At 70.9% G+C, this 13,589-nt stretch carries 10 protein-coding genes; 2 read left to right on the forward strand and 8 right to left on the reverse strand.

What is annotated here, in order from left to right:
• Positions 1-26 precede the first annotated feature (26 nt).
• The 3 genes from truB to AC6JA9_RS42080 all read right to left on the reverse strand — a co-directional run bounded on the left by truB (position 27) and on the right by AC6JA9_RS42080 (position 3,561).
• On the reverse strand, positions 27-920 hold the full coding sequence (truB, locus tag AC6JA9_RS42070) for a tRNA pseudouridine(55) synthase TruB (RefSeq protein ID WP_497958841.1): 894 nt from the start codon (positions 918-920) through the stop codon (positions 27-29).
• 132 nt (positions 921-1,052) lie between these two features.
• The gene (locus AC6JA9_RS42075; RefSeq protein ID WP_473571243.1) at positions 1,053-2,234 is read right to left on the reverse strand and encodes an FAD-dependent monooxygenase; all 1,182 of its coding nucleotides are present in this window, start codon (positions 2,232-2,234) and stop codon (positions 1,053-1,055) included.
• A 205-nt stretch (positions 2,235-2,439) separates the two neighbouring features.
• Positions 2,440-3,561: an AAA family ATPase gene (locus AC6JA9_RS42080; RefSeq protein ID WP_223784144.1), complete on the reverse strand. Its 1,122-nt coding sequence runs from the start codon at positions 3,559-3,561 to the stop codon at positions 2,440-2,442.
• Positions 3,562-3,803: 242 nt separating this feature from the next.
• Here AC6JA9_RS42080 and AC6JA9_RS42085 point away from each other — a divergent pair, with 242 nt between their 5' ends.
• A complete protein-coding gene (locus tag AC6JA9_RS42085; RefSeq protein ID WP_497958842.1) occupies positions 3,804-5,462 on the forward strand; it encodes an LVIVD repeat-containing protein in 1,659 nt (552 codons plus the stop codon).
• Positions 5,463-5,475: 13 nt separating this feature from the next.
• Here the strand turns inward: AC6JA9_RS42085 and AC6JA9_RS42090 are convergent, their stop codons facing one another.
• From AC6JA9_RS42090 to AC6JA9_RS42105, 4 genes are all read right to left on the reverse strand, one after another.
• On the reverse strand, positions 5,476-6,906 hold the full coding sequence (locus AC6JA9_RS42090) for a S28 family serine protease (RefSeq protein WP_497958843.1): 1,431 nt from the start codon (positions 6,904-6,906) through the stop codon (positions 5,476-5,478).
• A 122-nt stretch (positions 6,907-7,028) separates the two neighbouring features.
• Positions 7,029-8,897 (reverse strand): M36 family metallopeptidase, encoded by a 1,869-nt coding sequence (locus tag AC6JA9_RS42095; protein WP_497960836.1) that lies wholly within the window; start codon positions 8,895-8,897, stop codon positions 7,029-7,031.
• 340 nt (positions 8,898-9,237) lie between these two features.
• Positions 9,238-9,975 carry a hypothetical protein gene (locus AC6JA9_RS42100; RefSeq protein WP_223751008.1) on the reverse strand — a complete coding sequence of 246 codons (738 nt, stop codon included), beginning with the start codon at positions 9,973-9,975 and terminating at the stop codon, positions 9,238-9,240.
• 67 nt (positions 9,976-10,042) lie between these two features.
• Positions 10,043-12,268 carry a S9 family peptidase gene (locus AC6JA9_RS42105; protein ID WP_497958844.1) on the reverse strand — a complete coding sequence of 742 codons (2,226 nt, stop codon included), beginning with the start codon at positions 12,266-12,268 and terminating at the stop codon, positions 10,043-10,045.
• Between the two features lie 76 nt (positions 12,269-12,344).
• Here AC6JA9_RS42105 and AC6JA9_RS42110 point away from each other — a divergent pair, with 76 nt between their 5' ends.
• Positions 12,345-13,250 carry a LysR family transcriptional regulator gene (locus AC6JA9_RS42110; RefSeq protein WP_223751006.1) on the forward strand — a complete coding sequence of 302 codons (906 nt, stop codon included), beginning with the start codon at positions 12,345-12,347 and terminating at the stop codon, positions 13,248-13,250.
• 4 nt (positions 13,251-13,254) lie between these two features.
• On the opposite strand, the gene AC6JA9_RS42115 is transcribed toward AC6JA9_RS42110, so the two are convergent.
• Complete coding sequence (locus AC6JA9_RS42115; protein WP_223784150.1) at positions 13,255-13,464, reverse strand: hypothetical protein; 210 nt, start codon at positions 13,462-13,464, stop codon at positions 13,255-13,257.
• Between the last annotated feature and the right edge of the window lie 125 nt (positions 13,465-13,589).

Below are 13,589 nucleotides of genomic sequence, written 5' to 3' on the forward strand. Positions count from 1 at the left end.
TTCATGTGCCGGACAGCGAGCCCTGCTCACAGGCCGCCGCGCAGCTCCGACTCGCTCCACAGCGCGCCGTCCCGCTCACGCAGCAGGAACACGAGCCGGCCCTGGTGGAAGCCCCGCACCGGCGCCTCCGGGTCCGGGAAGCCCGTGGGGAGACGCCAGTCCGGTGGGTTCGTGCCGATGAGCGGAATGGAGCGCTCGCGACGCAGCTCGCCGACCTCGTGGTCCGTGAGCGGACGCACTCGCGCCCAGGGGAGCAGCTCGCGGCCCGTGGTCAGCACCCGCGTTCCGGGCTCGGGGTCGGCCCAGGGGCCGATTCGTGTGCGGCGCAGCGTGGACAGGTGCGCGCCACAGCCGAGTGCTCGACCGAGGTCTCTCGCGAGGGAGCGCACGTAGTAGCCGCCCCGGCAGGTCAGCGTGAGGCGGCTGGTGCGCGGCAGGTCGTGCGAGAGCCAGCTCGCGGAGTGGAGGTACACGCGCGATGGAGGCAGCTCGACCACTTCACCCCGGTGTGCCTTGCGATACGCGGGCTCGCCGCCGACCTTCTTGGCGCTCGTGGCGGGCGGGACCTGCGCTCTCCAGCCGAGGAACGGGGCGAGCGCGGCGTCGAGCTTCTCGGGCGTCAGGGATGATGTGTCCCCCTGGGAGACGGGGCGGCCATGCAGGTCCCCCGTGTCCATCTCCGTGCCCCAGATGACGTCCGCTTCGTAGGTCTTGGGCACGGCGTGCAGCAGCTCGAACAAGCGCGTGGACTGTCCCACGAGGATGAGCAGCAGCCCTTCCGCGAACGGGTCCAGCGTGCCGCCGTGACACACCGGCACGCGCTTGCCGGGGACGGCCCGGGTCTCCTCGAGGAACGACTGCACCACCGAGAAGCTCGTGGGGCCCACCGGCTTGTGCACGCGATAGAGGCCCGGCGTCATGAAGCCACCCTGCACGGAGGATTGCGCTTGCGCGGAGTGAGGGCTGACACGCTCGGAGACCCGGGGAGGTGGGCAGCATCGCGCCTGCCGGTGGGGTGTGTCACCGGAGAACGGCGCCGCCGTGGACTGGGGCTATGCAAGGAAGTCGTGGGCGACCACGGAGCGCAGGTGCTGGAGCGCCACCGCGTGCGGGAGGGCCTGCATCAACACGTCTCTCGACCATCGTGCCACGGGGTTGCGGAGGTAACGGAGTGACCCGGCTCGCCGGCTCATGTCGGCGACGTGCTTCGTGCGGGGCCGGCGCGTGGCCTCATAGGCCCGCAGGGCTCCGCGCAAGTCGCCGCCTTCGCGCAGGTGCTTCGCCAGGACCAGCGCATCCTCGATGGCCTGACAGGCCCCCTGCGCCAGGTCGGTCACCATCGCGTGCGCGGAGTCTCCCAGCAGCGTGACGGGCCCTTCTCCCCAGCGCGACAGCGTCTCCAGGTCATGGATGTCCGTGCGGAGGATGTCCGACTCGCGCGTGGCCTGGACCAGGGACTCGACGGGCGCCATCCAGCCGCGCACGTGGCGCAGCACCGCTTCGCGATGGCCGCCCTCCTCGTCACGTCCACCCTCGGGGGCTCGGGCCATGAGGAACCAGTACATCCGCCACGTCCCCTCCGGACCCCGGCCGAGATGACAGATGCCGAAGCGGGTTCCCTGGCCGTAGAACTCGAACTGACTGCCCTCGGGAATCATCTCCGTCGGGACAGTCACGATGCCGCGCCATGAGGTCCGACCGCTGTAGCGGACTCGCGACTCCGGGCGCAGTTGTTGGCGGATGACGGAGCGCAGGCCATCCGCTCCGACGAGGCAGTCGCCCCGCGCCTGCTGACCGTCCGCGAACTCGACGCGGACCTCGTCGCCCTCCACGTGGAAGCCCGTGCATGCCGCCGCCATCCGGACGTTCTCCGGTCCGAGCGCTCGCAACAGCACCTGCTGGAGGTCCGCGCGGAGCAGCGTCACCGTCGGCTGCCCCAACTCCTCGCAGAGCGCGTTCACGTCGAGTCGCGAGAGCACCTTGCCGTCCCACCGGTGCATCACCGTCTGTCGCCACCGGGCTCCCATTCGAGCCACCTCGTCGGACAGCCCCAAGAGAGAGAGGGCCCACATCGCGTTCGGCCAGAGGGAGAGCCCCGCACCGAGCGCCTGGTAGTCCTCGGCGCGCTCGTACACCTTCACCCGGAGCCCTGCTCGACGGAGCGCGAGGGCCGCGCACAGCCCACCCACGCCGCCACCCACGATGATGACTTCACGCGCTGGCACGAGCGACATGCCTCCTTCTCAGGAACGGTTCCGAAGCGGCTCGACTCTATCGCCCACGTGGACTTGTGGCTGGCCAGGACATCAGGCGCGCTGATTGACGGTGTCACTCACGGATGAGGGATGTCCGCGCGGGACTCGCGGCTGGTCATGGCCTCGGGCGCACGCACGGACTGATGGAGTGTCCACGAGCGCGGCGGGTGGAATGAGGATGGGCTCACGCATCATCGTCGGGCTCGTCCTCATCATCCTCCGAGCGTCCCTCCACCTGCGTGGCGCCGTCCTTCTTCACCAGGTACACGGGCTCGCAGCGAGTGGCGCTCGCCACGGTGCGCGCCAGCAGTTCCGCGTGCGTCGTCACCCAGACCTGGGAGGTCTTCGACGCCTTCGCGAGCAGTCGGCCCAGTGGCTCCAGCAGGTCCGGGTGCAGGCTCGTCTCGGGCTCGTTGAGCGCGAGGAACGCGGGAGGACGCGGGCTGAGCAACGCGGCCAGCAGGCAGAGGTAGCGCAGCGTGCCGTCGGACAGCTCGGCCGCCGCCATGGGGCGACTCAGTCCGGGCATGTGCAGGAACAGGCTGAAGCGGCCCTCCTCCGAGCGGACATCGAGCCTGGCGCCCGGGAACGCATCGTCGATGCCTTGGTCCAGGGCTCGGTCGTCCCCGATGTCGAGGATGGTCATCAGCGCCGCCGCCAGGTCCGCGCCGTCATGCGCCAGCACCGGCGTCCTCACACCCACGCGAGGATGACGCATGGGCGCGTCCGGGTCCGTGCGGAAGTGATGGTAGAAGCGCCACGAGGCGAAGGTGCGCTGAACCTCCGACAACCGAGGGAAGCGGTGCGGCTCACCCAGTTGGTCCAGCACCGACTCCGCGCTCCAGAGGTGGGTGGGAAACACCACCCGCTTCCCATCGGCGTCCCGCATGAAGGCCGTGCGGTCCTTGCGCTCCATCAGCACCACCTTGCGCCCTCCGGAGAGGGCCCACAGGTGCTCCGTCTTCACCTCAGGGTCCAGGCGGAAGGGGTCCGGCATCTTCGGGACAGGAGGAACGATTCCGCAGGTCAGCTCGTACGCAAGCTCGCCCAGTTCCACCTGCACCGACAATCGCACGGGCTTCTTCGCCATGCGCGGCCCAGCCCATAGCACGCTCGGCGTCCCGCCCTCCTCCGCGAGCGTCCGCGCCAGCCTTCCCTCCGCGGCCACCGACAGCAGATACAGCGCGCGGTACAGGTTCGTCTTGCCGCTCCCATTGGCGCCGACAATGACATTCATCGGCCCGAGTTCCATCGAGAGCCGGCGCACCGAGCGGTAGCCCGATATCTGCAAACGCGTGATGGGCATCGAGCGCCCACCCTACCGCGCCCGCCTCGCGCCGCAACCCGAACACTCCGCCGGGGCGGCTCGCACTTCGAAGTCTCGACACACCGCGCACATCCTCGCGCCACCCACCACCACGAGCCACTCGTGGCGCCGAGTCCACATCACACGGCAACCACTTTCCCATCCAGGCGCCATGCCCCTCGCACCGCGACGTATCCGCGAAAGGTCGCCTCGCGCGACCTCTCCCCGGCCGAGGTCCACGGATGACTCACCCTCCCCGCTCACATCGAATCCTGGCGTCCCTCTGCGTCCTCACCCTCGCCCTGTGCTCCGGCTGCGACGACGACGACAAGCCCCGCCGCGCGGCTCCTCCCGACGCGAGCGAGTCGTCCCAGGACGACGCGGGAACTCCCGACGCGGGCACGCCCTGGGACGGCACCGCCACCCCACTCGAGGAGCGCGGCAACTGGGTGGACCCGGGCCGCGCCTCCGCCTGCGACTTCGACACCGCCGACGCCTCCACCTCCCCGTGCCAGGAGCCGTCCCGCTTCGACGTGTCCTCGTGCGACCCCACCGCGCTCGCCGCCCTGGAGCAACACGGCATCTACATGGTCGACCTGCGCACCGAGCGCACCCTCGGCGATGGCGGTACCCTGGCCACGGGCGCCTTCACCTCGTTCCGACTCAGCGAGGACGGCACCCAGGACACGATGATGGGTCAGCCCCTCCTCACCCGCGACACGCGGGACGGCGGGTTCTCCCTCGTCTCGCGCACCGTGACGAACACCACCACCACGCTGAGGGGCTGCGACACGCTCGCGCCGGACCGCATCACCGGCTGCTTCGCCCGCTGCTTCGGCGCCGGCGCCATCCAGAAGGGCACCTTCACCGCCCACCGCGTCGCGAAGTGGTCCGGTGAACCCGAGTCCTCCGGCGGACTCACGCTCCTCTCCGAGACCCACGTCGCCACCGGCGAGCCCGTGGACGTGTACGTCGCCAAATCCCACGCCTACGTCGTCTCCATGCGACGCCTGGGCCGCAACGGCGGCCTGTCCGTCTACGACGTCAGCGACCCGCAACACCCCGTCTTCAAGACCTCCATCAGCCTGCCCCAGGACAACCTGTGGAACGCCGCCTGGGCCCACGGGGACGCGCTCTACATCGCCAGCGCCGACTCGGGCACCGTCGTCTACGACATCTCCAACCCCGCCGCGCCCGGCTTCGTGCGCAACCTGCCCTCCGGCACCTACGGCGTGCACACCCTGCTCGTCGATGGCCAGCGGCTCTACGCGATGGCTCCGGAGAGCGGCACCTTCGTCTACGACGTGACGAACCCGCTCGACCCGGTGCTCCTCACCAACATCTCCCTGCCCGAGCCCCTCTCCCTCGCCGGGCCCCATGACGCCTTCGCCTACCAGGGACGCCTGTACATCAGCAACGCGAACGGCGGTTACTCCATCATGGACGTCACGGACCTCGAGGACGTGCGGCACCTGGGCCAGTTCGTCCACGGCAACAAGGCCTTCGCGCACCACAGCGCGGTGGGCACCTTCGCCGGTCGCACCATCGCCTTCGAGGGCGGTGAGGGTCCCGGCGCCCACCTGCGCGTGCTCGACGTCACCGACCCTGCGCACATCGTGAAGATTGGCGAGGTACGCAAGCGCAACATCACCTCCATCCACAACCTCATCCTCCGCGGCCAGACGCTCTACGTCGCCTGGTACCAGGAGGGCCTGCGCGTGTTCGACGTGAGCAACCCCACGAGCCCCCGACAGGTGGCGCACCACAACACCTATCGGGAGACCGACCCCGAGCGCACCGACAGCCCCTTCACCGGCGCCTACGGCGTGCGCGTGCCCGGGGACGGGCACGTCTACGTGGTCGACTCCTCGCGCGGGTTGCTCATCTTCGACGAGCCCTGAGCCCCCTCCGGACTCAGCGCCCGCGGACGTGACGCAGCAGCTTCTGGTACCGCGCGCCCTGCTTCTGCTCGGAGACCTCCGGCACCTGCACGGGCGCGCCGGCCCAGTCGGACAGCCGCTCGAAGAAGAACGCGCGCTGCGGCTCGGGCAGCGCCGTCAGCGTCCCGTAGAAGCCGATGCCCTCCGGGTCCACGATGCGGTACGCGTCGTTCCACGGGCTCACGTGGAACGCGGAGGCGCTCCACGGGCTGAGCGCGCCATCCAGGATGAGCACCTGCTTCGCGTGCAGCCGCGCCCACACCTCCAGCGACAACAGCGGCACCGGGTTGTAGAACTTCGTCACGCCCAGGGGCGGCAGGAACGTGGGCACCTGTCCGCCCGGGTAGCGCAGCAGGTCGCGCAGCTCCGCCTCCGGATACAGCGGCGCGCCCAGCTCCGTGGCGCTCTGGTAGCTCTCCGGCTCACCGAACGTCGCCAGCGCCTGGTCCGAGAAGACGTACGCCGGGCCCGCCACCAGGTCCACGAAGCCGAACAGCTCCTCCGCCGACACCGTGGGCTCCGGGATGCTGTCGCAGTCGTACGGCGCCAGCCCCAGGTACTCCCAGAAGTTGAACGACAGCCGCACCACGCTGAACTCCAGCGACTTGTCCACGCCCAGCGTGTCGAAGGTGAAGCCCCACTCCACCTGCGCCGCCAGCAGCGGCGCCAGCTCCTCGCGCCGAGCCAGCGCCGCGCGCTGCACCGCCGTCAGCTTCGCGCGGCACGTCGCATCCCCCACGTTGCGCAGGAAGTGCGCGGCCCGCGCGTCCTGCAGGCCCAGGCTGTGCCGCTCCGCGTACGCCAGCGTCCCCTGCACGTCGTTCGGGAAGTAGTAGCGGTGCAGCAGCGCCGCCGTGCCGCCGCGGAACACGCCCGTGGACAGCCACCGCCCCGTGTAGAGCGTCTTGAACACCTCCACCACCCGGTGCGCGTCCGCCGCGGACTGCCACACGTCCAACAGGCGCCAGTCCCGCGAGGCCGGCGTCGAGGTGCCGTAGAAGCGGTGCTCCACCGTCACCTGGTTGCCCTTGAGCAGGTCCACCGGCTCCGCGGCGATGGGCTCCGTGAAGAGCTCCGCGCCCTCCGTGTCGATGACCATCGGCGCCGTCGTCGACCGGTGGAACAACGTCATGCGCTGCAGGAACTTCTCCCCCCGCGGACGGCGATGGTCCGCCGGCTGCTCGAAGTCGAGCGTGAAGAAGCGGAAGTCCTCGAACCGCTCATCCCCCAGAATCGTCACCCCCGGCAGCGCCTCCAGCCGCGCGCGGATGTCGTCGTCGATGGCGCGCCCCGCCTGCCCCACGTCCTCGGGCGCGCCCGCGGGCCCCGCGTCACCACACGCCCCCGCCAACGACACCACCAGCGCGCCCACCACGCCCCGAAGCCGATGCCTCCGTGCCAACATGTCTTGCTCCTCTCGATGGAAACCCTCACAGGGGTGCCTCAAACCCTGCCCCGGAGTTTTCCTGGGATCGACACTGTTTCTCGAATCAAGAGGACCACCGTCCAGGACGTGTCGGGTGGTGCTCAGCGCGGGGTGCGCGAAGGAGCGTCGTCGCGGCCCCTGACGAAGTCGCACGAGGACGGCACGGCATGGCCGTTGACGGCGACGGCGTTGAAGGCGGTGGCGTTGGAGCCCAGGCCGAAGCCCGCGAAGGCGCGCCACATGCGGCAGACGTCCTCGCCTCCGTGCAGCGTGTGCGCCGCGCTGATGATGGCGTCGCGCGTCTGGAGGAAGGAGGGGTTGCAGGGGGCGCGCTTCAGGCCCTCGATGAAGTACAGCAGCATGCGCTGGTTGCCCGCGCCGCCCTGGGCGTCCTGGAGGTTCGCGTCGAAGCCCCACTGCGTGACGAGTGCCCAGTACACCTCCCACAGGGCCTGCGCGAACACCGCTCCCACGCCGTGGGGCACGGGCAGCGTGTTGCTGCTCTCGTAGGTCCAGGTGTTGCGCAGGGAGTCCAGCGTGTACGGCTGCGGACGGAGCCCCGCGCCCGTGATGGCCTGGTTCAGGAGATAGGTGCCCACGCCGCGCGGCGTGTTCGCGGTGTCGCCCGGGCGCGCGGTGAACACGAGCGCCAGGAAGTCGCTGAGCCCCTCGCCGGGCTGCTGGCGGTTGGTGAGGCACGAGACGATGGAGGGCCCACCGACGAGCCGGTTGGAGACGCCGTGGCCGTACTCGTGGGCGATGATGCCGCTGTCGAGCGAGCCGTCCCGGTCCGGGTCCGGCGCGGTCCACAGGTAGAGCTGCATGCGCGGACGCACCCCGTCCGGCGGCGTGAGGAAGTTGGCGTTGTTGATGCCACCGCCGTCCTGCGCCTCGGCGCGCACGTCGTCGTTGCCCAGGCCGCCCCGCCCCAGGTTGTTGACCTGGAAGTTGCCGGCCACCTCGTCGAAGCCGTACGGGTACAGCACGTCGTGCAGGCGGTTGTTCCAATAGAACAGGTTCACGACGGACGCCGAGACGTACGTGGACGGCGCGCCCGTGAGGTCGAGCGGGAAGACGCAGTCGAGCCTCACGCCACAGTCCGGCTCTCCCGACGTGGGCGGCAGGTTGTTCGCGTCGCGGTCCTCGTACGCATGGACGTTGTTGCCGCGCGGCGTGGTGTACTCCGCGCCCGCGACGCCGTCCGTGTCGTGCCAGCCGTGGGGTGACGCCTCCGTCGCGCGTCCATCCGCGGGCGGCAGCGGGGCCGTGTGGTGGGGGCCCTCCACCGGCATCGGGTAGACCTTGTATGAATCGCTCGCGACCTGGTCGAAGCGCGTCCAGACCTCGCCCGTCTCCGCGTCCACCGTCAGCTCGTAGGCGTGCCGTGCATCCAGCGTGTGCACCAGGAAGCGCCACACCCAGCGGGACTCCCCCCGACGCAGGGGCAGCACCGCGAGCGACGCGTCGATGGGCTCGCTCGACAGGCCCGCCACCTCGACCCGGGTGCGCCGCGCCGGGCCCGGCTCCGCCTCGAGCGCTCGCGGCGCTCGGGCCAGCGGCACCCCCAGGTGCTTCGCCGCGCTCCGGACCGCCTCGGCGGCGCCCAGGCGAGGCGTGGTGCCCACGAGCGTCGACTCCACCGAGGGCTGCAGGTCGCTGTGCACCGCGAGCACGCGCCCCTCGCGGTCCACGTTGAGCTGCAGCCGCGCATTGTAGACCTCGATACCGTTGTACCTTTGTCTCAGATACAGGTGCGTGGCGCCGCTGGGCCTGGAGTAGACCCGGTCAGCCACCTCCAGGTCCGCCACGTCCGCGAGCTCCAGACCCAGGACGTCGAGGTTGCGCTGGACGAACGCCAGCCCCACGGCCAGCGCGTCTCCCGGCGCGGGTTCGGAGAGCGCGCCCACCAGGTTCACCAGCGAGCGCACCCGCCCCGTCGAGGGGTCCACCTCCACGCGGAGCTCCGGCACCGCGCGACGCAGGCGGGCCTCCGCTTCACCTTGGACCGCGGAGACGCGCCGGCGCGGGCCCGCGTTGTGCGACAGGCGCGCGTCGTGGTGCCGCTCCGTCGGGTCCCGCGGGGTGATCGCGCGGGCGGAGGGAAGCCAGAGCACTCCCGAGACCAGCACCGCGCAGACGAGGGACCGGCGGACATCACGTGAGGACATGTCGTGTTCCTGGGTCGCGACGGAACAGCCCCGACATGGGGCGGTCGCGCACCGGGAGGAGACACGCGTCACCCGGAGGCCTCCAATGCGCTCCCGCGTGACTTATCGACTTCCTGGCGGAAGCCCTCGGCGACGCCCGGACTCAGTCGTCATAGAGGACACTCCACTGGTCATCGTACGTCTCGGGTTTGCCCTTGGGACGCAGGTGCGCGAAGGACAGGGTCACCTCCACCTCGAACTCGCGCTTCTCGGGAGGCGTGCCCAGGTAGACGTACTTCGTCCTGTTCTTGATGCAGGCATCGAGCATCCGCACGGACGTCTTGGGGAGGACGTGGCCCCGCATGCCCTCGCCGTTCGCGTCGAACCGCGCGTGGAGCGTGAAGCGGCGAGGGATGGTGCCGTCCCGGAGGATGGCCTCCTTGCCGCAGTAGTCGTACTGGCGCAGCTTCTTCGCGAGCTGGAGGGCGCCCCAGGCCTCGTTCGTCCTGGGCATCGGCGGAGGCGGCCGCTTGACGGGCTTCTCCACGATGATTTCAGGCACGGGCGGCGGTGCCTCCACGATGGGAGGAGGCGGCGGCGGAGGCGTGACGATGGGGGGCGGGGGCGGCGAGACCGGCCTGGGCGTGACGACCCGGGGAGGGGGCTCGTCGTGAGGGGACAGCGCCAGCATCAGGGTGGCGGCGAGCAGGCCGCCCGTGAGGCCGATGCCCAGCAGCCCCCAGGCGACGATGACCTTCGTGTCGTTCGACGACCTGGGCGCCGGGACCTCCTTCCACCCGAGGGGGAGAGGGTTGTTCGAGAGCCGGGGCCGGTCCGCGCCGCAATGGCCGCACGTCGACTCACGCTCCACGGACTTGAGGAAGGGGGCACCGCAGTTCACACACCGAAGACGGACTCTGGCCACGGCCGGAGTCTACCCCAGGGTGCGTTCGTGCCCCAGGCGCCGTTCACCGGGGCTCGCCCAGCGTGCGCAGGAAGAACAGGCCCACGTCGTCCCGGGAGTAGCGACTGGCCGCGCCCCGCGGGGAGTGGGGCTCGCCAGGCATGAGGAGCAGCTCGAAGCGCTTGCCCGCCTTGATGAGCGCGTCCGCCATCCGCATCGTCACCGAGAGCGTGGCGTTCACGTCGCTGGTGCCGTGCATCAGCTTCAGCTGCCCCTTCAGCTGGTGCGCGAGCGCGAGGTTGTCGCCCGCCGCGTAGCCCTGGGGATTCTGGTCGCGCAGGCCGAGGTAGGGCTCGTTGATGATGGCCTCCTCCTCCAGCGCGCCCGGCGCCACCGCATAGCCCGCCTTGAAGAAGTCCGGCGCCGTCAGCATGCCTCGCAGCGTGAAGTAGCCACCCCATGAAGCCCCGTGGAGGCCCACTCGCTCCAGGTCCATCCACGGACGCGTGGACGCGGCCTGCTCCAGGCCCGTGACATAGTCGGGAATCTCCGTCTGCCCCACGCGGCCGTGGTTCGCGTCCTGGAAGGCCTTGCTCCGTCCGGGCCCTCCGCGCGGGTCCAGCAGCACCACCACGAAGCCGAGCTGCGCGAGTGCGCTGGCCGTCAATGACTCGTGGTTGCCGATGTAGCTCCATGGCACCACCGAGAGGAAGGGCCCCGCGTAGATGTGCGCGATGACGGGGTAGCGCTTCTTCGGGTCGAAGTCGCGCGGCTTGTAGAGCACGCCGTGCAGGGGCGTGACGCCGTCGGCCGCCTTGACGAGCAGCGGCTCCGGCTTCGTGCCGCCGAGCGCCTCCAGCTCGCTCGCGTCCGACGTGGTGAGGCGCACGCGCCGGCCCCCCTTCACGGAGACCAGCTCCCGGACGCGGGGCTGCGTGCGCGAGGACCAGGTGTCGACGTAGTACTGGCCCGAGGGGGACGGCGTCATCCGGTGCATCCCCGAGCCCGGGGACAGCCGCGTCAGCGCGCCGCCCTTCAGGCTGCCCCGGTAGATGAGCTGCTCGTAGGGCGCGCCGCTGTCCGCGGACGCCAGCACGTAGAGCGCGTCACCGGTGGGCGCCAGGGACACGACCTGGTGCACGGGGAAGGCCCCCCGCGTCACCTGCCGCACGAGCTTCCCCGCGCGGTCATACGCGTACACATGACGCCAGCCGTCGCGCTCGGACATCCACAGGTAGCCGCGCTCCGAGGGCAGCGCGGTCACCTGCTGCTCGAAGCCGCCCACCGCGAAGTCGAGGCCCGCGACGAACGTCTCCGGGCGCTCCTCGCGCAGCACGTGCCGACGCTGGGCACTCCCCGGCGTCACCGCGGTGAGGTCCAGCCGCTTCGCGTCCCGCGAGAGGTGGAGGCACAGCGCCTCCGTGCCCTCGGGGTTCCAGCCCGCGAAGAAGTCATACGTCTCACCCTCGACGGGGGCGACGCGCGTCACGCTCCCCGTCGTCACGTCGACCAGGTGCAGCTCCGAGCGCGGCAGCGGCGTCCCCACCTTCGCGTACGGCACCGTCGTCACCTTCTCCAGCGCGGTGGAGTAGTCCACGACGGGGACCCGGTGCACCGCGCGCGTGTCCTCGCGCCACACCACGAGGTAGCGACCATCCGGCGACCAGGCTCGCTCGGGAATCCGCCAGTCGAGCCGCTCCTCGCCCTGGCGCTCCACCACGGTGGCCCCATCCGCGCCCAGCACCGCGAAGCCGCCCTCCTTCCGCACCGCGAGCGAGCCTCCACGCGGCGCGAGGACATGCTCGCGAGACAGCGTCAGCGCGGCCCGGTCCTGGGGCGACAGCCGCGTGACCTTGCCTCCCGACAGGCCCAGGCCGAAGGCCTTCCCGTCGAGCTGGAACACGATGCCCTGCTCATCCGGCGCCAGCGCGACGTCGTGGAAGCGCGGCGCCGTCACCGGCCTGCCCAGGAGCGCGGAGAGCTGGCGGCGCAGCGCTTCCCCGGACACGAGCGGCTCGAGCTCGCCCGTCCTCGCGTGCGCCAGCACCCACGTCCCGCCGTCCTTGCCCTCGCGGGCCCAGAAGACCACGCGGTCTCCCTCGCGCAGCCACCGGGGCGGTACCAGGCTGTCCCGCACGAGCTCCACGCGCCGGAGGTACCGGTCCGCCAGGTCCAGCCTGGCCTGGGTGCTCGTGTCCGGGACGGGCGCGAAGACCGGACCGGGCGGGTCCGCGAGGACGGGCGCACCCGTCAGCGTCGTGAGCATCAGGGCGAGGAAGGAGAGTCGCATGCACCGATGCTAGGGAGCCGCATCCTTCACGACCAATATCTCTTTCAGCACCCATCCAGACGGATATCGTCTCGATATGGAATTCCGTCAGCTCCAGCTCTTCATCGCCGTGGCGGAGGAGCTGCACTTCGGACGCGCCGCCGCGCGCATCGGCATGGCGCAGCCGCCGTTCAGCCAACAGATCCGCCGGCTGGAGTCCGAGCTGGGCGTCGAGCTGCTCACGCGCACCAGCCGCCACGTGGCCCTCACCGCCGCCGGGGCGCGGCTGTTGGAGGAGGCTCGCGCGCTGCTCGCCCGACGCGTGGACGCCACCCACGCCGTGCGCGAGGCCGCGAGCGGCGAGTCGGGCACGCTGCGCGTCGGCTTCGCGGCGTCCTCGGCGTTCGGCGTGCTGCCGGACATCGTGCTGCGCTTCCGCACGCGCTTCCCCAAGGTGAAGCTGGAGCTGGATGACAGCGAGACGCTCAACGTCGGCGCGGCGCTGGCCTCGGGGGAGCTGGACCTGGCCATCCTGCGCGCGCCCTTCCGCCACGAGGGCCTCACCGTGGAGCGGCTCCTGCGCGAGCGCTTCGTGCTCGCCCTGCCCGCCCGTCACCCTCGCGCGAGGCAGCGCGTCGTGGCGCTGTCCTCGCTGGCGCACGAGCCCTTCGTCCTGTTCCCCCGCCACTCCGCGCCCGGCCTGCACGACCTGGTGACGAGCATGTGTCTGGCGGCGGGCTTCTCCCCCAACATCCGACAGGAGGCGCGCTCGTGGCCCTCCGTCGTCGGCATGGTGGAGGCGGGGCTGGGGCTGACCATCGCGCCCGCGTCCTCGCAGGCCCTGTGCCCCAAGGGCGTCGTGTTCCGCCCCCTGAGCGGCGCGCCCGGCCACGCGGAATTGGTCGTGGCCTTCCCTGGACGGCGGCCGTCACCCGCCGCGCAGCACTTCCGCGCCCTCGCTCACGAGACGGTGTCCCGCTCGGGGCGCGACACGTCGGACTGAAGGCTCAGGACGCGGTGGGCCCGCTCTTGCGACGACCCTTCCTACGGGACGGGGACTCCGTGTCGTTGGCCGCCACCTGCGGGCCCAGGTTGAACCAGAACGGGCACAACAGCGGCGGCGCGCCGCCTCCCTCCGGAGCGGAAGACCCCTCCTCGGGGTTGAGACACACGGGCCGCGCGGCGCCCCTGCCTCCTCGACTCGCTCGCGTCGCCATCAGCGACACCGCCCGTGCTGTCCCGCTGCTGCGCTGAAGCATGGGCACGCAACCGCCCCTCGGGGAGCAGCCCTCGAAAGGCTTGCTCCCGATGAGTCCCTCATCGGCGTCGGCATGCCCCGGAA

It is taken from the genome of Myxococcus sp. MH1, assembly GCF_059738865.1.